Below are 18,101 nucleotides of genomic sequence, written 5' to 3'. Positions count from 1 at the left end.
CAGGGCTGCGATCAGTGCGAGACGCGGCTGGTACCATCGACCGTCATGATGCGCACGCGGTCGCCCACCCGGAAAATCTCGTTTTCCTGCACGGACTGCACATAGGCACGCATGCTGCCATCGTCTTCGCGCACCGTGATCTCCACACCCTGGGTACGGGTGATACCCTCTTCGGCGGCCGAACCGGCCAAGCCACCGGCTACGGCACCAATCACGGCAGCGACGATGCTGCCACGCCCGCCGCCAACGGCGCTGCCCGCCAAGCCACCTACCACGGCACCGGCGCCTCCGCCAATCGGCGTCTTGGTGCCTTCGATCTTCACAGGGCGCAGCGATTCGATGGTGCCCATGCGCACGGTTTGCACACGGCGGGCCTCATCGCGCGAATAGCTGTCGCCGCTCAAGTTTGACGCACAGCCACCGAGTAGCAACGTGGTGGCTGTGAAGGTCGCAACCAGCAAAGCGGATTTACGCATGGGTAGAATCTCCATAAGTCAGGTATTCATTAGACGCTGCACATTGACGGCTGTCACGGTACTCACTGCATAAAATTGCTTTCATTCAGCCAGCGTACAGCCAACGCGATCAGGCAGGGCGCTTACCGATCAGACCAAGGATAACCATGGATTACTTCATCGTCGTGGTCGCCACCCTCGCAGGGTTGGGGTTTCACGCCTGGCTCTACATGCTCATGCGGCAGTGGATGGACCGCGACCTGGCGCTGTCACTGGCAGGTGGCGACCCGCACATGCAGGCGTACATGCTGCAGCGGTGGCAGCATGCGCGTCAGTCGAAGATGGGGCGCAAGGCACGGGTTCAGTGGCTTGCGCAGGAGGCGGCGGCGTATTCGCGCTGAGCGCCAGGGCGAATGGGGCTATCTGGTAGCCCCGCCTATCAAGGCGCCAGGCGCTCGCGGTACCAGCCTTGGGCCGCCTTGCGGTAATTCAGGCGGTCATGCAGGCGACTGGCGCGTCCTTGCCAGAACTCGATGCGCTCTGGCAGCAGGCGGTAGCCACCCCAATGCTCGGGGCAGTGAGGCTGCGTGTCGGAGAAACGCGCCTCGGTCGCCTTGACCAGGGCTTCGAGCGCCTCGCGCCCAGCGATCACCTGGCTCTGGGGCGATGCCCAGGCGCCCAGGCGGCTGCCCAACGGCCTGACCTGGTAGTAATCGTCGGACTCCTTGGCCGAGACCTTCTCGACACGGCCCTCGATACGCACTTGCCGCTCGAGCGCCGGCCAGAAAAAGGTCATGGCGGCGAACGGGTTAACCTGCAGTTGCCTACCCTTGGCGCTGTCATAGTTGGTGAAGAACGTGAAGCCCTGCTCATCCAGCCCCTTGAGCAACAGCACACGGCAGTGTGGTCGCCCATCGGCATCGACCGTGGCCAGGGTCATGGCGTTGGCTTCCACCGGCGCCTGCTCTGTTTTCACGGCATCGCCGAACCATTGGTGAAACAAAGCGAACGGCTCGGCCGGAGCCTGAGCTTCGGCCAGGCCGTCCCGGGTGTAATCGCGGCGCATATCGGCCAGGGATTGGGTCATTACTGCGTTCCTTGACGATCAGTTGGTCTTCGCAGGGCTGTTGGAGGCTACCTTCTTGTCAGTGGCAGCTTTCTTGGCGACAGGCTTGGCGGTCGCCGCTTTCTTGGTCGCCGTCTTGGCCGGGGTCTTGGCTTTGGCGGCAGGTTTCTTGGCAGCGGTTTTGACGGCTGGCTTGGCTGCAGCCTTGCTTGGCTGGGCTTTGGCGGCTGGAGCCTTGGACACAGGCGCCTTGGCATCCTGCACGGCCACCATGGTGGCTGGCGACGGCGTTGGTGTGGCCTGTTGATACTTGCTCAGCAGCGCGACCATGGTGTTCTGTGGGGTCAGCAGCATTTCCACGCGGCGGTTCAGCGCACGGCCTTCGGCACTGTCATTGGCGGCGCGAGGCATCACCGAGCCCATGCCCTTGAGGATCAGGCGGTCACGTTGCAACCCGCTCAGGCGGAAAATGGCCGACACCGAGGCAGCACGCTCAAGGCTCAGCTTCTGGTTGGCAGCCACCACGCCGCTGGTGTCGGCGTGGCCCAGGACCAGTACGGCCGTCTTGGGGTCGCCTTCTACCGTCTTGGCCACGCGGGTGATAGGGCCCAGGGTGACGGGCAACAACATGTTCGGACGGTCAGGGTTGTACGCACCGTCCACTGGCAAGGTGACTGCCAGCACGTTGTCGCGCCGCTCGAGCTCCAGCTTGCTGTCCTTGATGGCCTCGCGCAGCTTGGGCTCGTACTCGTCCAACCAGGCCTGGGTGGCCTGCTGGTCGATCTTCGGCACCACCGGCCCTTGGGCCTGCTTCTGCTCACCGCCAAATGGCCACCACCAGCGGCTGGTGCTTTCGGATTTGGCGTCGGCCTTGGCGACCTTTTCCGTGACTGCTGCCTTCACTTCCTGTTCGGCGACCTTGTCCGAGCCGAATGGCCACCAGCTTGAACTGGCGCTCTTGGCAGAACCCTCGGGATGGCTGGCGCAGCCGGTGACAGCGGTCAGGCACAGGGCGAGTGCTAAGGTTTTATGTGAAGACATCAGCGATACACCATGAATTAGAAAGGAATTTTGCCCACACTCTTGAGGCGTCGGCATTGAGGATAGTCAAAGAGGCTGGTCAATACCCGCACTAACCGATCAAAGGCATTGCCCAAGCACGCGCACCAGTTTCTGGGCACGAGGGTCCATCAGCACATAGGGCCCCAAGGTATTGACGACAAAGCCAAAAGCCACATCTCGCTCCGGATCGGCAAATCCGACCGAGCCCCCGGCACCGGGGTGACCGAATGCGCGAGCGCCCAGGCCGAAGGTGGCATTGGCCACATCGGGCTGGTCGAGCATGCACCCTAGGCCGAAGCGCGTCTGGGTCAGCAAGGTCCGGTCCTGGCCCAGGCTGTGTTGGCGGGTGAACGCCTCCAGCAGGTCCGACTCCAGCAGGCTGCCATCGAGCAGGCCTGCATAGAACCCAGCCAGGCTCCGGGCATTGCCATGGCCATTGGCAGCAGGTTGTTGCATGCGCCGCCATTCCGGTTTATTGGTACTGGTCAGAATGGCGGGCGGGTTGGTAAACGCCCTTGTGGACAATGCCTCGGGCTCGCGCAGCGTGACCTGCAGCAAGCGCTGGGCAGCGGCGTCACCGGGGTTGCCTTTGCCACGCGCGATATGGGCTACCCGATAGAACTCCTCGTCGGCCAGCCCGACATGGAAGTCCAGCCCCAGCGGCCGCGCCGTACGCGCCACGATCGAGTCGCCTGGGCCGCGCCCATCGGCGCGACGAATCAACTCGCCGATCAGCCAGCCAAAGGTGATGGCGGCGTAGCCGTGCTCGCTGCCCGGTGTCCACCACGGCGTTTGCGCGGCCAGGGCATCGACCATTGCCTGCCAGTCGTAGAGGGCCTCGGCCGGCAGCAATTCGCGAATCGCAGGCAGCCCGGCACGGTGGCTAAGCAGTTGCCTCAGCGTGATGGCCTCTTTGCCCGCCCGACCGAACTCAGGCCAGTAACGCGCTACCGGGGCATCGAGTTCAAGTTTGCCCTCGCCCACCAACTGCAAGGCGGTGACGGCGGCAAAGGGCTTGGTGCAGGAAAACAGATTGGCGATGGTATCGCTGTGCCATGGCTGCTGGCCATCCTTGTCGGCGGTGCCCGCCCACAGGTCCACTACCGTTTCACCACCCACCTGGATGCACAGCGCAGCCCCGCGTTCCTGGGGATCATCGAACAGCGCCGCGAAGGCCTCGCGCACTGCTTCGAATTTCAGCTCGAAATGACCCTGAATCTGCACCCTGTGTTCTCCATGCGGCATGTTGGCAAAAGGGCCTGCATTGTTTCAGTAGTTCGGCCTTTTGCCTACAGGCGCGCATCGCACGTCACGGCGACGCGGGTGCTTGGCTGTGAGTGCGCAACTGGTCCAATGCCTCCAGATTGCTCTTGCGCACGGCCTGGACGAAGCCTGAGTAAGCCACGTCGGTGATGGCAACCAACCCCAGGTGCCCGTTCTCTGCGTCCAGCAAACGGCCGCTGGCAGGCTGATCGAGGTACTGGAACCAATGGGCGCCAACGATCATGGGCTGGGCGAGCGCCGCCTTGAGGAAATTGCCATAGGCAGGCCCGCGGTCTTCCTCGCGCGCGACCTCCACCGGCCCCGGCCAGAAAGGCCCGCGATCGCGCGAGCCGAACTGGAACTCGGACACCAGCACCGGCTTGTCCAGCTCTGCCAGGCGCGCGAAGTCATAGCCATCCTGAGGCTTGAGGGTATAGAAGTTGAAGCTGAGCACATCGCAGAACTCGGCGCAGGCCTTGACCGCTTCGGGTGTACTCACGGCAAACCGACCGCCCAGCAAGAGGTGGTTGGGGGCATGCCACTTGAGCGAGTCGGAGAGGGTCTTGAAATAGGTCTGGGCGAACACCTGCTGGAAATACTGGTAGTCACGCTCGATTTCCGGGTGTTCCGCGCTGGGCAGTGGCGCCTCGAAACCAGGGTCTTCCATCAGCTCCCAGGCCGCCAGTTCGATGCCCCAGGCCTTGGACAAGCCCTCCTGGTTTCGGTACTTGTCACGCAACTGCTTGAGGAAAGCGCGCTTGGCCGGTACGTCGGTGGTCAGGCGCAAGGTGCCGTAGGCCAGCCCATAGCGCGCCTTCGGGTCATCGCCCGGGGCCGCCCAGGCCAGCTCGTTGTCGGCAAAGTAACCGATGAGCCAAGGGTCATCGCGGTGATCGCGGGCGGCGATGGCCACGGCCCGCTCGGTGGCCATGGCAAAGCGTGGGTCGAAGGGATCGGGCATCCGGCCCCACCAATCCATGCCGGTGCTGATGCTCGCGTAATCGCCCACGATGGACAGCGGCAAGGTATAGGGCACGCGCTGCTGCTCGACCAGGGCCGCATCGCTCCAGTTGCCCAGTGTATTGAAGCCCCAGGCCTGCAGCCGGTCGAGCGTATGGCGCTGCCAGCGGGCGCTGTCCAACTTGGCGGGCGGGCAATTGACCGGCTGCGCTGACGCCTGCGGGTCGGCCACCTGGCAAGGGGCTGCGTGGGTGCGTTCGAGATTGGCGGCGTAGAAGTCGAACCAGCGCCCCTTCTTGAAGGCGCGCCCCTGGGACGAGGCATTGCCATCATCGTTGTTGCCCTCGCCATAGAAGGCGGACAAGGGCTCGCCTTGTTGCGGCAGCGCCTTGAACATGGCCTCGCGACCCGCCACATAGGTGCGCCCGCCATCTGCGGCCACGGCATTGACGCCCAGGGAGTAGAACGGGTGGCCCAGCGGCGTCACCAGGTACCATCGCCCCTCACGTTTTTCGGTGCGAAAGAACCCGGTCGCCTCGAAGGGCGTGCCCGCTGTCACGCCGCCATAGGTATCCAGTGGCTGCTTTTCACGCTCGGCCAGCCACCCCTTGATCTGCTGCTGTTCGCGCCCGGCGCTCGCCTTGAGTTGCTCGTCGCTGGTCACTTTCTCAGGCCACGTGCCGCGCGTGGACTGCCCGTAGGCATCGATGAGTTCGTGGTAGGCCGCTTGCCATGCCTGGTCGTCATCCTGGATGCCCATGCGTTCGATCAGCAGGCTTTGGGCTGCCTTGGGGGCAGGGATGCTCAGGCTGACCGCAGCGACCTGTGCAAGGTCCACCGCGCCCGTGCTGCTGCCGAGCAGCACGCGCTGGCCGCTAAAGCTCCACGGCATGGGTGGGCCCGCACGCAGCCCTTCCTGCAGGGGCGAACGCGCCGTCAACGGCACCATCACCGTTTGCGCAGGCCCTGCCGGCAAGTCGATGCGGCTGGTCAGTGTACGGCCGTCATTGCCCTTCACCGTCACATCCAAGGTCAGCGCCCAGGCCATCGCGTTCTGCAGACGCAGGGTCAGGTAGCGGCCGGAAGACCAGTCCCAAGTGCCGCTCTGTGGGCTCATGCGCAAGGTCGGACGCTCGGCAGCGTTGAACACCACGCGTCGCAACACCTCGCCCTGAGCGGTCTGCTCGGCGTTGTACTGGGGCATGCCGGCGTCCACGGTTTCGACATTGACCACTGAGGCCGGGCGCACGAAGCTGAACAACGTCTGCTGCCCCGCCAGCAACGGCGGGCTCAACAGCAAAGCGATGACAGCGGGCAAGGTACGGCGAACCATAGGGCGGAGTCTCTCCTTCAGGGCCCTCATGGCCCACGACTGAGGTTGGACAACGTGCCGGCGCAAGCGCTCCGGCCGTCAGGAAATCTCCCGCCGAAATGGCGGCAGCGCATTGAGGATAGCCTTGCCGTAGCGCTGGGTGACCAGGCGCCGGTCCAGCAAGGTGATGACACCGCGGTCCTGCTCGGTGCGCAACAGTCGGCCACACGCCTGGATCAGGCGCAACGAGGCATCGGGTACGGCAATTTCCATGAACGGATTGCCGCCTCGCGCTTCGATCCATTCTGCCAAGGCGGCCTCGACGGGGTCGTCAGGCACGGCGAACGGGATCTTGGCGATGACCACATGCTCGCAATAGGCCCCCGGCAAGTCGACGCCCTCGGCGAAGCTGGCCAGGCCGAAAAGCACGCTGTGCTGGCCGTCGTCGACGCGGGCCTTGTGCTTGTTCAGGGTTTCCTGCTTGGACAGGTTGCCCTGGATCAGCACCAGCTTGCGCCAGTCCCGGTCCAGGCCATCGAACACATCCTGCATCTGCTTGCGTGACGAGAACAACACCAGCGCACCACGGGCATCCTCGACGATGCCCGGCAGCTCGCGGATGATGGCCGCGGTGTGGCCAGCGGCGTCACGGGGGTCAGCCTTGAGGTCCGGTACCCGCAGCAGGCCTGCATCACCGTGCACGAACGGGCTGGGCACCACGCAGGAAACTGCATCGCGGGGCAATCCCGAGCGCATGCGAAAGCGGTCGAACTTGCCCAGCGCGGTCAGGGTCGCCGAGGTGACCAAGGCGCCGTGTGCCACGTTCCACAAGCTGCGCCGCAGCATCTCGGCCGCCAAAATGGGGCTGGCATTGACCTCGATATCGAACAGGGCCCCGCTCTCGGCCAAGGTAAGCCAGCGGGCCATGGGCGGGCTGTCCTCGGGGTCTTCGGCGGTGAACGCCGTCCACAACTCCCAGTTGCCCTGGGCACGGGTCTGCAGGCTACCGAACAGCGGGTACCACTCCTCGGCCTGGTGGCTGGCGATGCCAATGCTGACCTCGCCGCCCATGCCTTCCTTGAGCAGGTCGGTCAGGCGGGTGAACACATCGTTCAGGCGGGCGAAGCCTTTTTTCAGCTCGACGCCAACCTCGCGGATTTCATCGGGCACCACGCCACCTGGAAAACGATAGCGAGGGCGTTCTCGGCCTTCGTTGTCCTCGCCTGGACGAAAATCGGCCACCTGCTCGCACAGCGTGAACATGAACTGCTGTTGGGTGCGGATTTCGCGGGCAAGCTCAGGGACCTGCTCGATCAGCTTGCCCAGGTCACCCGGCAGGGGGTGCTGGGCCAGCAGCTTGGTCAGGTTCTTGGCGGTCTGCTCGAGCCAGTCGGCCGTCGAACGCAGCCGTGAATAATGAGCGAAGTGGCCGATGGCCTTGTCTGGCAGGTGATGCCCTTCGTCGAACACGTACATGGTGTCGCGGGGGGCCGGGAGCACCGCACCGCCGCCCAGCGCCAGGTCGGCCAGCACCATGTCGTGGTTGGTGACGATCACGTCTACCTTGCCCATGCCTTCACGGGCCTTGTAGAACACGCACTGCTGGAAGTTGGGGCAGTGGCGGCCGGTGCACTGGCTGTGGTCGGTGGTCAGCCGTGCCCAGTCCTCGTCTTCGAGGCTCTCTGGCCAACTGTCGCGATCACCGTCCCAGCGGTTGCCGGCCAGCTTTTCGATCATGCTGTTGAACAGCTTCAGGCTGCGCTCGTCCACGTCGATGCGAAAGCCTTCTTCCTCCAGCAGCTGCGCCTGGGACGTCTGGGCATGACCTTCCTGGACCAGGATGTCGAGCTTGGACAGGCACAGGTAGCGGCCCCGTCCCTTGGCCAGGGCAAAGCTGAAATTCAGCCCGCTGTTGCGCATCAGGTCAGGCAGGTCCTTGAAGACGATCTGCTCCTGCAGCGCCACGGTCGCGGTGGCGATGACCAGGCGCTTGCCTGCCGCCTTGGCCGCCGGAATGGCCGCCAGGCTGTAGGCGACCGTCTTGCCGGTACCGGTGCCCGCCTCCACCGCCACGACGGCGGGCTCGCCGGCACGGCGGCCTTCGTCGTCGCAGGGAATATCCCCGAGGACCTTGGCCACCTCGGCGATCATCAGGCGCTGGCCGTAACGCGGCTTGAGGCTCTTGGCTTCGAGAAATCGCGTGTAGGCGCCCTGGATGGTGGCTTTGAGTTCAGTGCTGATCATGGTGTGCAGGCGCCCGAAGGGCTGGATATATTTTCAGTATCGCGCATAGGGCGGCTATCATACCCCGCTCACGCTGTTTATGCCGCATGGAGATCCGGATGACTGCCTTTGCCCTGCCCTACACCCTGCACGTTCTGGCCGCCCTGGTGTGGGTGGGTGGCATGTTCTTCGCCTGGATGGTGCTGCGCCCGGCAACGGTTGCAGCGCTGGACGGGCCTGCCAGGCTGCGGTTGTGGGTGGAAGTTTTCCGACGCTTCTTCGGCTGGGTCTGGGTGGCCGTGGCGATTCTGGCGATAAGCGGCGTGGGCATGATTCACCTGCGCTTCAATGGCTTCGAAACCGCGCCGCGGTATGTCCAGGTGATGATCGGGGGCGGTATCGTCATGTTCGCCCTGTTCATGCGCATCCAGGCGTTGCTGCTGCCAGAAATGAAAACGGCGGTCCAGGCCGAGGACTGGCCAGGCGCGGCGGCCGTGCTGGGGCGCATCCGCCGGATGGTGGGGGTGAACCTGCTGCTGGGCCTGGCCGTGGTCGCCGTGGCCAGTGCCCGCCTGATGTTCTGAGCGTACCCGCAGCGATCAGAGTCGCTGCAGGATCAGCTCGCCGGCAGCCCCGGCAAGGCCTGGCTGACCGGGTTGCCCGGCGCGGCCACTGTTGCCCGGCGAGGTGCGGTAGACCAGGCAACCCTTGCTCGCACCGCCCTTGCCCGCCTGGCCTGCTGCCCCAGGCTTGCCCGGCGCGCCACCGTCCAGGCGCACCCTGATGCGCTCGGCAGGGAAGGCCTCGGGCACGCTCAGGCGAATTCGACCACCCGGTGCTCCGTCGTGGCCATTGCCGCCATCATCCCCGTTGAAGCCGCGGCTGGCACGGCCCCAGGTGCAGCCACCGGCCTGGCCGTTGGCACCATCGAGCCCGGCGAACCCTGGCGCACCCGCGCCGCCGCGGGCGTCGATGGACAGTTGTTCGCCCTGCACCTGGGCAAGCTTGAGGTCGAGCCCGCGCCCTGAACGCGCGGCACGTTCATAAGTCCCAGGCGCGCCCGGCGCACTGAACTCACTGCCTTCACCCAGGCTGGCACTGGCCGCTTCGATCAGGAGCGGGGTATCGGCCGGCGCCACGGCGATACGCGCATCACGGCCCAGCTCCAGCCGATCGACCGTCAGCGAGGCGAGCGTGGCGGGAAGCAGCAAGGTGGCATCGTCCGCCACCCTGAGCTGCTCCAGATGCACCTCGGCCGACTTGGTCGGCAAGCGCAGCATGGAATTGGCGGGTACTTCGAGGTTCTGTGCCTGCGCAAGCGGCGCAGCCAACAGGGCGAACAACATCAGATTACGCATTTCGTGGCGCCTCTTGCGCGCGGGGGATGGACATGATGTGGAAAATGCCCGTCAACAGGATCTGCAGACGGTCGAACCAGCGATGGCTACGGCCGCGCAGACTGGCATTGAAAAACAGCATTTCGAGCAAATGCAGCAGCACCAGCAACAGGCCTGTGGCGTTGATCAATAGGTTCAGCGGCACAGGTTGCGGCACCATCTGGTTGTACAGCACTACACCCCAGAAGACTATGGTCAGGAGCTTGCCCAGGCTCAAGATGAATTTCATGCTCTGCCCCACCGTATGGCGTACTGCCGGGATGGCCAACGCGACCATTTCACATTAACCGCTCGGTCGGGACTCACGCCAGCGCACACTGCGCTTGGCAATGTATGGGCACCGGCCATTACCGTCTATGGCGTTTGCAAAGCGCCCGCGCCGATACGCTGGGCGGGCGCTGCTGCTTCAGCGCTGGATCTTGATCTCCGTACGACGGTTCATGGCACGCCCCTCGGCGGTGGCGTTGTCAGCCACAGGTTGGGATTCGCCAGCCCCGACCACGGACACGAAGCTGTTGCGCGGGATGCCGCTTTCGACCAGATAGTCGGTGACCGAGTGGGCACGGCGCTCGGAAAGTTTCTGGTTGTAGCTGTCGGCACCCACGCTGTCGGTGTGGCCGCTCACGCTCAGGCGGGCCGACGGCGCTTCCTGCTTCAGGCGCGTAGCGATGGTATTGAGGCGCTGCTTGTCGGCGGCGGTCAGCCGTGCAGAGTCGAATTCGAAATGCACATCGCGGATGACGATCACCTCTTCTTTCTCGACCACCACTTGCTCGACGACCACGGCCTCGACCTGCGGTGCAGGCGGCGGGCAACCGTTGGCATCGACCTGGACGCCGCGCGGCGTCCCTGGGCACTTGTCACGGCTGTCGGGTACGCCATCGCCGTCTTCGTCGCCATCACCATGGGCCCAGCAATACCCCGCTGCAAGGCCGCCCCCGAGCAGTGCGCCCCAACCTGCCCAGCTCGAGCTTTCGATCGCGCCCAGCGCTGCGCCGCCCACACCGCCGACCGCCGCACACTTGGGCCAGTCGGTTTTTTGCAAACCCGCGCAACCAGTCAACACACTGGTGAGCAGAACCAGAGGTACAGCTGTGCGTACTATGCTCATCTCATCGCCTCTTTTGGGGGGATCGGCATCGTGGCCGATCAGGGCAGTAAAGACGCTGCTTGCACAGCCTGCCAGCCATTTGCCATGACCGGATGCCACGGCCCTATGCCGACAGGCTCTGGCCCGATAGTCTTGGCTGATCTTGATGAGGACTGGCAATGACCGACGGTTTTTCCCAACGCACACCGCAGCAGGCGCTTGCCGCCTTGCTCGAGCGCGTGTCCCCGCAACGCCTGTTGCTGGTGGGCACGCGGTTCCCGGCACTTGACGCCTTCCTGCAGGCCCACCCACAAGCGAGCCTGGCGTGCGCGCCGCCGGGCCCGCTGCCGGCTGAACTGGCAGCCCAGCGCTTTGACCTGGCGCTTCTGGTCGATTGCCTGGAACACCTGCCCAAGCGCAACGGGTTGGAACTGCTGGGTGGCATTCGCAATCTCAACGCCAGTCGAGTCGCAGTGCTGGCCGACCTGGCCGCCTGCGGCTGGCAAGACACGGACTTCTTCGCCCTGGCCCTGTCGGCCAGTGAGAAGTTTCAACGCGACCAGCAGGTGCTGAGCCTGTTCACCTATGATCTACATGACTACAAGCAGGTCCCTGACTGGCTGAATGCGCGGTTCTGGGCCAACCCTGAAAACTTCGGCAAATACTGGTGGTGATGATGAGTGTTTCGGTCTGTCCATGCGGCAGTGGCAACTTGCTCGACGCCTGCTGCGGGCATTACCACGCCGGCACGCCTGCACCGGACGCCCAAGCCCTGATGCGCTCACGCTACAGCGCCTATGTGCTGGGGCTGGTCGATTACCTGGTGGCGACCACCTTGCCAGCCCAACAGGCCGGCCTCGATCGCGCCGCCATGGCCGCCTGGAGTGCCCAGAGCACCTGGCTGGGCCTGGAAGTGGAAGACGCCGAGCTGATCGGTGGCCAGCCTGAACACGGCTTCGTCACCTTCACTGCCCGCTGGCACGACCAGGACGGTGATCACCAGCACCGCGAGCGCTCAGCCTTCGTGCAGCACGATGGCCGCTGGTACTTCATCGACCCCACCGTTGGCCTGAACGCCACGCGCAACGATCCCTGCCCTTGCCAAAGCGGGCAGAAATTCAAGAAATGCTGCGCCAGCTATGTGGGTGGCTGAGCATGATGACCCGCCTGCGTGTCCTGCTGCCTGCCTTGTTGGTGATGCTCCTGGCCGGCTGCGTCAGCTGGGGTGGTGAGCCATGGCGGCAACCGGAGATCCACCTGGTCAGGGTGGAAACGGTCAAGGCCCGCCTGCTGCAACAGGAATTCGTGCTCCACGTGCGGGTGGAAAACCCCAACGACAGCCGCCTGTTCATCCGCAACCTGTCCTATGCCCTGCGGTTGAACGATGTGCTGCTGGCAGAAGACGAAGCCAGCCTGTGGCGCAGTGTTGGCGGGCACGACCAGCGCACCTTCAAGATCACCGCCCGAACCAACCTGTGGCAGCGCCTCAAGCCCTTGGCCAAGATGCTCAAGAGCCACCAGCCTTTGAAGTACACGCTCAAGGCCGAACTGGGCACCGGCCTGTTGATCCATCGGAACCTGCACTTGTTGCGCGGTGGTGAGATAATGCCCGGCGATCATTACCTGGAGTAACCCTGCAATGTCCCAACAGCCTCACGTTCACGGCCCTGACTGCGACCACGACCACGATCATCACCATGATCACGGCCACGTCCACGGGCCGCACTGCAACCACGGTCACCAGGAGCCGGTGCGCAACGCCCTCAAGGATGTTGGCCGCAACGACCCGTGCCCCTGCGGCAGCGAAAAGAAATTCAAGAAGTGCCACGGCGCCTGATAGCCGCCCCGCCGTTTGACAGCACCGCGCCTGTCCGTTAGCGCGGGCGCGGTGCGGTCTGCAGCCCGGGCGCCGAGGTGCCTGGCTTGGCTGGCAACCGAAGCGCGGTGGCCAGCAACAGCCCCAGGCACAGCACCATGCATAGACCGTTGGTGCCCGTCCAGCCTGCGGTGTCCAGCAACAAGGATGGCGTAAAGGCGCCGAGGGTGGCACACACGGCGATGGCCAGGTCATTCTTGCCCTGCAGGCGCATCGCCCCCGGGCTATCTTGCAATGCCTGCGCCAGCAGCGCCCCCCCGCCCACGTAGGTCAGGTTCCAGCCCAGGCCCAGGGCTATCAGTGCCGCCGTCATCACGGCATAACTGCTAGACCCCATGTTCAAGGCCGTGCTCACCACGAACAGGCCCAACCCGGCACAGATCGTCACCTTGATGCCCAACCGTTGAATGATGCTGCCAGTGAAGAACGAAGGCGCAAACATCGCCACGACATGCCACTGGATGGCCATGCGCACGTCGGAGAAGTCCTGGTGCATACCTTTCATGTGCAGCGAAGCCTGGATCATCAACAGGTTCATGATGCCGTACCCCAGCGCTGCCACGCTCATCGCCATCACCAGCACCCTGCGTGACGCAAGCTGCCCTACCTCGCACGCTCGCAGGTCCTGCTGCGGGCGATTGACCGGTTTCTCTTTAGGCAAGCAAAGGGCTATCAACCACGACACGAGCGCCAGGCCGACAAAGGCGGCGTAGCACAGCGAGAACAGCGGATACCCACCCACATCCCTGAGCCAACCGGTCAAGGCCGGCCCCACCACTGCCGCGATCACTCCGCCTGCCACCACCAGTGAGAGCGCCCGCGCTTTGAGGTGTTGCGTCAGGTTGTCGGTAGCGGCAAACCGGTTGAAGTTGGCGAACGCGATATACACCCCCAATGCGCAGTGGCTGAGTATCAGGGCAACAAAGTGCTGGTGCTGCACGGCCAGGAACCCGCTGACGCCGGACAGGGCCAAGGGTAGAGCACCCAGCATGAACGCGCGCCGACGACCGATGCGCCCCATCAGCCACGACACCGGGTAGGTCGCCAGCATCACGCAGAGAAACTGAAACCCGTAGGGCACCGTTGACCACGCAGGATCGGGCGCCAGAGCAGCACCGACCAGGGCCGCCATGGTCACGGACATCACAGCCGTGGTGAGGTTGACCGACTGCGCAATGAAATACAGGTAGGTGCGTGCTGGCAGGGTTTCGGTCATGGCGTGCTCGCTGATGATGCAGGAATGGAATGCGCCGAAGCTTCTCACTGATCGGCCGAGCACGGGCGAACAGTCGACGCGGTTTCCAGCTAACTGTTAGGCTGTTTTTTCTAACACTGGCGGACCCGTCGATGCGTGCTGACACTCTGCTTCATCAACTCCGGCAGCGTCTGGCTGCCAGCGAATGGCTGCCAGGGCAACGCATGCCGTCGATTCGCAAGCTCACGGCCAGCACGGGTGCGACCTACCACGAGGTCGTGTCCAGCTATGGGCGCCTGGTCAGCGAAGGGCTGTTGACGGCCGTGCCAGGGCGTGGCTATTTCGTGGCCGGCACCGCTCGGCCGCCAGCCAGAGACGAGGCACCTGGGCATATGGCCGGGGACGCGCTGTTCAAACTGCTGCAAGGCGGCCAGCACTACACCAAGCTCGGCTGCGGTTGGCTGCCCCCTGCCTGGCGCGACACCGAGCTGCTGGCCAAGGCTGTGCGTCGCACGGCGCGCCTGGAACAAAGCTCGCTGGCCGATTACGGCGACATCCAGGGTTACCTGCCCATGCGCAAGCAGCTGTGCGTGCACCTGCGGCGCATGACCCAGATCGATGTAGGTCCACAGCAATTACTCAGCACATTGGGCGCCACCCAGGCCCTGGACCTGGTGGCCCGTCTGCTGATCGCCCCTGGCGACCACGTGTTCGTCGACGAGCCCTGCAACGGTAACCTGATCAAGCTGATCCAGCTGGCCGGCGGGCACGTGATCGGCATCCGTCGGCTGCAAGACGGCCCGGACCTTGAGGACATGCAGCGGCACCTGGTCCAGCACAAGGTCAAGGCATTCTTCTGCAACAGCACATTCCACAACCCCACCGGCAGCAACGTCAGCCCGCACAACGCCTTCGGCGTGCTGAGACTGGCGATCGAACACGGCTTCTACATCGTCGAAGACGATGTCTATGGCGACTTCAGCCCGGGTGTACGCCAGACCTTCGCCGGCTTGGACAACCTGCAGCAGGTCATCTATATCGGCAGTTTCTCCAAATGCCTGTCCGCCTCGCTACGCGTGGGCTACATCGCTTGCCCGGCTGCACTGGTCGAACCGCTCATGCGCCTGAAACTGCTCACCTGCGTGGCGGTGCCTGCGTTCTGCGAGCGCTTCGTCAACACCATCCTCACCGACGGCACCTACGCCAGGCACATGAGCGATCTGCAGCAACGCCTGATTCGACAGCAGGTTCAGACCCAGCGCACGCTGACAGACCGCGGTTGGCGCTTCGATATCACGCCCCAAGGCGGCATGTTTCTGTGGGTCCATCACCCCGATATCGCCGACCTGCATCCGTTCGTGCGCCAACTCGAACAGCACGATGTGCTGCTCATGCCTGGCGAATCCTTTGCGATCACACGTAACTATGTGCAGTACACCCGCATCAACTGCACGCACTTTTCCGACGCCATGGCTGAGCATTTCGAGGTTTGACCCACTGCAAGGCGCGCTTGGGTACCCCAGCGTCATGGCCACGGATTGGCAAATTGCCGACAGAGTCCTGCCACTCATTCACCGCTGGGGCAGTGTGCCGAAATAAAGCCGGGGCAGGCCTTGCACCCAGGCGGCCTGCTCACTACCTTAGCGCCTTTCCATACCCGCTACGCCTTGCAGGAGCCTTGCCATGGCCGCCCCCGCCCTTTTCTTTTTCCGCCCGCGCGCTGCAACGGCTGCCCTGCTGCTCGGTTCACTTGGCCTGGCCGGTTGCCAGACCACCGCCCAACAGGACAGCCTGCCGCCGTCCAGCGGCGTGCAGCCGCTCAAGGGCCTGGCCCAGAACGTGTCGGTCAGGCGCAATGCCATGGGCGCTCCGCTGATCGAGAGCAGCTCGTTCCATGACGCGCTCTTCACCTTGGGGTACGTGCATGCCGGGGACCGGATTGAGCAGATGGTCGCCATGCGGTTGCTCGCCCAAGGGCGCATGGCTGAAGTGGCCGGCCGTGATGCACTGGATATCGACCGCTTGATGCGGGCGGCCAACCTCAAGCAAAGCGCGGCGCAGCTGTACGCCGACGCATCGCCACGGCTCAAGCGCTTCTTCGACGTCTATGCGCGCGGGGTCAACGCCTACCTGTTCCGCTACCGCGACAAGCTGCCAGCGGACCTGGCCAACAGCGGCTACCGCCCCGAGTACTGGAAGCCCGAAGACTGCGCGCTGATGTTTTCGCTGTATGCCTTCAGTCAGTCGGTCAACCTGCAAGAAGAGATCAGTGCATTGACCCTGGCGCAGAAAGTCGGCAGCGACAAGCTGGCCTGGCTGCTACCCGGTGCCGCCGACGAACCGCTTCCCGAAGGCGAAGCAGCCAAGCTCAAGGGCCTGGACCTTGCCAGTCAGTTGCCGGGGTTGTCTGCCCTGGCAGCTGCCAGTCAAAAACTGGGCGACCTTGATCTGCTGGGCAGTCCCGGTTCGGCCAACCTGGCCATCGGCCCGCAACGCAGCCGCAGCGGCAAGAGCCTGCTGGCCAGCGACAGCCGTGCAGCCTGGGCGCTGAGCCCGGTGCAGATCCACTCCAGCAAGTACCAAGTGGCCGGCCTGTCGCTGCCGGGCCTGCCGATCGTGCTGGCTGGCTACAACGGCCAGCTGGCCTGGACCAGCAGCGCGGTGATGGCCGACAACCAGGACCTGTTCCTGGAAAAACTGCGCCACCAGGGCAATCAGGTCAGTTACCTGGCGGACGGCAAATGGGTTGCAGCCAGGGCGCACACCGAGACCTTCCTGGTGCGCGGCGAGCGCCCAGTGCGCGAAGTGATGCACGACACGCGCCATGGCACGCTACTTGGCCAGTCGGGCAATGCCAGCCTGGGCCTTGCACTGAACCTGCCGCAGTTCAAGGGCGATCGCAGCCTTGATGCACTGTTCGACCTGACCCGCGCCAAGACCGTGGAGCGCGCATTCGACAGCACCCGTGATGTCACGGCTGCGGCGCTGAACTTCGTCTTCGCCGAAGTATCGCACATTGGCTGGCAGGTGAGCGGGCGCTACCCCAATCGCCGAGAAGGCCAAGGCCTGTTGCCTTCGCCGGGGTGGGACGGGCGCTATGACTGGGATGGCTATGCCGACCCCATGCTGCACCCATACGATCAGGACCCGACCGCTGGCTGGATCGGCCACGCCAACCAGCGCAGCCTGCCGCGCGGCTACGGCATGCAGCTGTCGAGCAGTTGGTACTACCCGGAGCGTGCCGAGCGCCTGGGCCAGCTCGCCGGCAGTGGCCGCCTTGATAGCCGCAGCCTGATGGCGCTGCAGAACGACCAGGTCACCTTGTTGGCCGGCAAGCTCAAGCAGATGTTCGAAGCGCCAGGCATGGCAGGCCCGCTGCAGCAGGCCATCAATGCCTTGCCCGCCGATCAGCGCGAAAAGGCCCGTACGGCGCTGGCTAGGCTCAAGGCATTCGATGGTCGCTTGAGCCCAGTGTCGGCAGATGCTGCGCTGTACGCCCTGTTCCTCCAGGCTGTCGCCCGTCAGACATTCCTCGATGACTTGGGACCGGAAGCGGGAGCGGCCTGGCAGGCATTGGTCAGCAATGCACGCTTGTCGTTCTCGGCACAGGCCGATCACCTGCTGGGCCGGGATGACAGCCCGTTCTGGGACGACCGCAGTACGCCACAGAAGGAAGACAAACCCGCCATCCTGGCCCGCAGCCTGGTCGCGGCAATGGACACGGGCATCGCCCAACTGGGCACCGACCGCAGCGCCTGGCAATGGGGCAAACTGCACCAATACGAATGGCCTGCACCGGCCTACCATGGGCTGGGTGATGCCATCAGCCGCCCTGCGCAGCCTGCAGGCGGCGACTTCAGCACGCTTGCCTTCACCCCCTACGCCTGGGGAAGCGACTTCGTCACCCGCCTGCCGGCATCGGCGCGGCTGATCGTGGACTTCAGCCAGGCTGAACCCCTCCAGGTGCTGACCAGCAGCGGCCAGTCCGGCAATCCGGCCAGCCCACATTACGGGGATGGCCTTGAGGCCTGGTTCAAGGGCCGCTTCGCTGTCATGCCCCTTGCGCCTCAGCACTTCGCGCGTGCCTATGGCACCCAGCGCCTGACCCTGGTACCGGGCAAGTAGAAACGGCCGGCGGCGTGCAGCGCTTGCGGCGGTCAAGGGGTGAAGAAACCACCGGTCGAACTTCCCCTGGCCGCAGC

At 64.4% G+C, this 18,101-nt stretch carries 18 protein-coding genes; 8 read left to right on the top strand and 10 right to left on the bottom strand.

The features are described from left to right. Positions 1 to 11: 11 nt before the first annotated feature. Positions 12 to 476 (bottom strand): outer membrane lipoprotein, encoded by a 465-nt coding sequence (locus PFU01S_RS16180; protein WP_027915318.1) that lies wholly within the window; start codon positions 474 to 476, stop codon positions 12 to 14. Between the two features lie 146 nt (positions 477 to 622). Between PFU01S_RS16180 and PFU01S_RS16175 the strand changes: the two genes are divergently transcribed. After that, positions 623 to 856 (top strand): hypothetical protein, encoded by a 234-nt coding sequence (locus PFU01S_RS16175; protein ID WP_028687601.1) that lies wholly within the window; start codon positions 623 to 625, stop codon positions 854 to 856. Between the two features lie 38 nt (positions 857 to 894). On the opposite strand, the gene pdxH is transcribed toward PFU01S_RS16175, so the two are convergent. The 5 genes from pdxH to dinG form a co-directional block, all read right to left on the bottom strand. Then, positions 895 to 1,542: a pyridoxamine 5'-phosphate oxidase gene (pdxH, locus tag PFU01S_RS16170; RefSeq protein WP_028687600.1), complete on the bottom strand. Its 648-nt coding sequence runs from the start codon at positions 1,540 to 1,542 to the stop codon at positions 895 to 897. Between the two features lie 18 nt (positions 1,543 to 1,560). Beyond that, positions 1,561 to 2,562, bottom strand: a complete 1,002-nt coding sequence (locus tag PFU01S_RS16165) for an OmpA family protein (protein ID WP_027915321.1) — start codon at positions 2,560 to 2,562, stop codon at positions 1,561 to 1,563. A gap of 99 nt (positions 2,563 to 2,661) precedes the next feature. Then, complete coding sequence (locus PFU01S_RS16160) at positions 2,662 to 3,807, bottom strand: EstA family serine hydrolase (RefSeq protein WP_028687599.1); 1,146 nt, start codon at positions 3,805 to 3,807, stop codon at positions 2,662 to 2,664. A gap of 85 nt (positions 3,808 to 3,892) precedes the next feature. Continuing rightward, a complete protein-coding gene (locus tag PFU01S_RS16155) occupies positions 3,893 to 6,139 on the bottom strand; it encodes a beta-galactosidase (protein WP_028687598.1) in 2,247 nt (748 codons plus the stop codon). A 78-nt stretch (positions 6,140 to 6,217) separates the two neighbouring features. Continuing rightward, complete coding sequence (gene dinG / locus PFU01S_RS16150) at positions 6,218 to 8,362, bottom strand: ATP-dependent DNA helicase DinG (RefSeq protein WP_027915324.1); 2,145 nt, start codon at positions 8,360 to 8,362, stop codon at positions 6,218 to 6,220. 98 nt (positions 8,363 to 8,460) lie between these two features. Between dinG and PFU01S_RS16145 the strand changes: the two genes are divergently transcribed. Next, complete coding sequence (locus PFU01S_RS16145) at positions 8,461 to 8,925, top strand: CopD family protein (RefSeq protein ID WP_027915325.1); 465 nt, start codon at positions 8,461 to 8,463, stop codon at positions 8,923 to 8,925. A gap of 15 nt (positions 8,926 to 8,940) precedes the next feature. Here the strand turns inward: PFU01S_RS16145 and PFU01S_RS16140 are convergent, their stop codons facing one another. The 3 genes from PFU01S_RS16140 to PFU01S_RS16130 all read right to left on the bottom strand — a co-directional run bounded on the left by PFU01S_RS16140 (position 8,941) and on the right by PFU01S_RS16130 (position 10,849). After that, positions 8,941 to 9,699, bottom strand: a complete 759-nt coding sequence (locus PFU01S_RS16140) for a hypothetical protein (RefSeq protein ID WP_027915326.1) — start codon at positions 9,697 to 9,699, stop codon at positions 8,941 to 8,943. Beyond that, a complete protein-coding gene (locus PFU01S_RS16135) occupies positions 9,692 to 9,967 on the bottom strand; it encodes a DUF1145 domain-containing protein (protein ID WP_027915327.1) in 276 nt (91 codons plus the stop codon). The genes PFU01S_RS16140 and PFU01S_RS16135 overlap by 8 nt, the downstream gene beginning before the upstream one ends. A gap of 177 nt (positions 9,968 to 10,144) precedes the next feature. Further along, positions 10,145 to 10,849 carry a PA1041 family peptidoglycan-binding anchor lipoprotein gene (locus PFU01S_RS16130; protein ID WP_027915328.1) on the bottom strand — a complete coding sequence of 235 codons (705 nt, stop codon included), beginning with the start codon at positions 10,847 to 10,849 and terminating at the stop codon, positions 10,145 to 10,147. A 158-nt stretch (positions 10,850 to 11,007) separates the two neighbouring features. Here PFU01S_RS16130 and PFU01S_RS16125 point away from each other — a divergent pair, with 158 nt between their 5' ends. The 4 genes from PFU01S_RS16125 to PFU01S_RS16110 are packed head-to-tail and all read left to right on the top strand — an operon-like array spanning position 11,008 to position 12,665. Further along, entirely contained in the window at positions 11,008 to 11,502 is a 495-nt protein-coding gene (locus tag PFU01S_RS16125) for a DUF6231 family protein (protein ID WP_027915329.1), read from the top strand. Positions 11,503 to 11,504: 2 nt separating this feature from the next. Next, on the top strand, positions 11,505 to 11,981 hold the full coding sequence (locus tag PFU01S_RS16120) for a YchJ family protein (protein WP_027915330.1): 477 nt from the start codon (positions 11,505 to 11,507) through the stop codon (positions 11,979 to 11,981). Between the two features lie 2 nt (positions 11,982 to 11,983). After that, the gene (locus PFU01S_RS16115) at positions 11,984 to 12,460 is read left to right on the top strand and encodes an LEA/WHy family protein (RefSeq protein ID WP_027915331.1); all 477 of its coding nucleotides are present in this window, start codon (positions 11,984 to 11,986) and stop codon (positions 12,458 to 12,460) included. A gap of 7 nt (positions 12,461 to 12,467) precedes the next feature. Continuing rightward, on the top strand, positions 12,468 to 12,665 hold the full coding sequence (locus tag PFU01S_RS16110) for an SEC-C metal-binding domain-containing protein (protein ID WP_023535239.1): 198 nt from the start codon (positions 12,468 to 12,470) through the stop codon (positions 12,663 to 12,665). 37 nt (positions 12,666 to 12,702) lie between these two features. Here PFU01S_RS16110 and PFU01S_RS16105 read toward each other — a convergent pair whose 3' ends face one another. Then, on the bottom strand, positions 12,703 to 13,920 hold the full coding sequence (locus PFU01S_RS16105) for an MFS transporter (RefSeq protein WP_028687597.1): 1,218 nt from the start codon (positions 13,918 to 13,920) through the stop codon (positions 12,703 to 12,705). Between the two features lie 131 nt (positions 13,921 to 14,051). Here PFU01S_RS16105 and PFU01S_RS16100 point away from each other — a divergent pair, with 131 nt between their 5' ends. Beyond that, positions 14,052 to 15,392, top strand: a complete 1,341-nt coding sequence (locus PFU01S_RS16100; RefSeq protein ID WP_028687596.1) for an aminotransferase-like domain-containing protein — start codon at positions 14,052 to 14,054, stop codon at positions 15,390 to 15,392. Between the two features lie 190 nt (positions 15,393 to 15,582). Then, on the top strand, positions 15,583 to 18,024 hold the full coding sequence (locus PFU01S_RS16095) for a penicillin acylase family protein (protein ID WP_028687595.1): 2,442 nt from the start codon (positions 15,583 to 15,585) through the stop codon (positions 18,022 to 18,024). Positions 18,025 to 18,101 lie beyond the last annotated feature (77 nt).

It is taken from the genome of Pseudomonas fulva NBRC 16637 = DSM 17717 (assembly GCF_000730565.1).
Lineage (GTDB): Bacteria > Pseudomonadota > Gammaproteobacteria > Pseudomonadales > Pseudomonadaceae > Aquipseudomonas > Aquipseudomonas fulva.
This window is presented reverse-complemented; position numbering and strand designations above follow the sequence as displayed.

What these genes read in the sequence shown, in the direction of transcription:
- PFU01S_RS16180 (WP_027915318.1), bottom strand. Translation starts at nt 476, where the DNA reads ATGCGTAAATCCGCTTTGCTGGTTGCGACCTTCACAGCCACCACGTTG.
- PFU01S_RS16175 (WP_028687601.1), top strand. Translation starts at nt 623, where the DNA reads ATGGATTACTTCATCGTCGTGGTCGCCACCCTCGCAGGGTTGGGGTTT.
- pdxH (WP_028687600.1), bottom strand. Translation starts at nt 1,542, where the DNA reads ATGACCCAATCCCTGGCCGATATGCGCCGCGATTACACCCGGGACGGC.
- PFU01S_RS16165 (WP_027915321.1), bottom strand. Translation starts at nt 2,562, where the DNA reads ATGTCTTCACATAAAACCTTAGCACTCGCCCTGTGCCTGACCGCTGTC.
- PFU01S_RS16155 (WP_028687598.1), bottom strand. Translation starts at nt 6,139, where the DNA reads ATGGTTCGCCGTACCTTGCCCGCTGTCATCGCTTTGCTGTTGAGCCCG.
- dinG (WP_027915324.1), bottom strand. Translation starts at nt 8,362, where the DNA reads ATGATCAGCACTGAACTCAAAGCCACCATCCAGGGCGCCTACACGCGA.
- PFU01S_RS16145 (WP_027915325.1), top strand. Translation starts at nt 8,461, where the DNA reads ATGACTGCCTTTGCCCTGCCCTACACCCTGCACGTTCTGGCCGCCCTG.
- PFU01S_RS16140 (WP_027915326.1), bottom strand. Translation starts at nt 9,699, where the DNA reads ATGCGTAATCTGATGTTGTTCGCCCTGTTGGCTGCGCCGCTTGCGCAG.
- PFU01S_RS16135 (WP_027915327.1), bottom strand. Translation starts at nt 9,967, where the DNA reads ATGAAATTCATCTTGAGCCTGGGCAAGCTCCTGACCATAGTCTTCTGG.
- PFU01S_RS16130 (WP_027915328.1), bottom strand. Translation starts at nt 10,849, where the DNA reads ATGAGCATAGTACGCACAGCTGTACCTCTGGTTCTGCTCACCAGTGTG.
- PFU01S_RS16125 (WP_027915329.1), top strand. Translation starts at nt 11,008, where the DNA reads ATGACCGACGGTTTTTCCCAACGCACACCGCAGCAGGCGCTTGCCGCC.
- PFU01S_RS16120 (WP_027915330.1), top strand. Translation starts at nt 11,505, where the DNA reads ATGAGTGTTTCGGTCTGTCCATGCGGCAGTGGCAACTTGCTCGACGCC.
- PFU01S_RS16115 (WP_027915331.1), top strand. Translation starts at nt 11,984, where the DNA reads ATGATGACCCGCCTGCGTGTCCTGCTGCCTGCCTTGTTGGTGATGCTC.
- PFU01S_RS16110 (WP_023535239.1), top strand. Translation starts at nt 12,468, where the DNA reads ATGTCCCAACAGCCTCACGTTCACGGCCCTGACTGCGACCACGACCAC.
- PFU01S_RS16105 (WP_028687597.1), bottom strand. Translation starts at nt 13,920, where the DNA reads ATGACCGAAACCCTGCCAGCACGCACCTACCTGTATTTCATTGCGCAG.
- PFU01S_RS16100 (WP_028687596.1), top strand. Translation starts at nt 14,052, where the DNA reads ATGCGTGCTGACACTCTGCTTCATCAACTCCGGCAGCGTCTGGCTGCC.
- PFU01S_RS16095 (WP_028687595.1), top strand. Translation starts at nt 15,583, where the DNA reads ATGGCCGCCCCCGCCCTTTTCTTTTTCCGCCCGCGCGCTGCAACGGCT.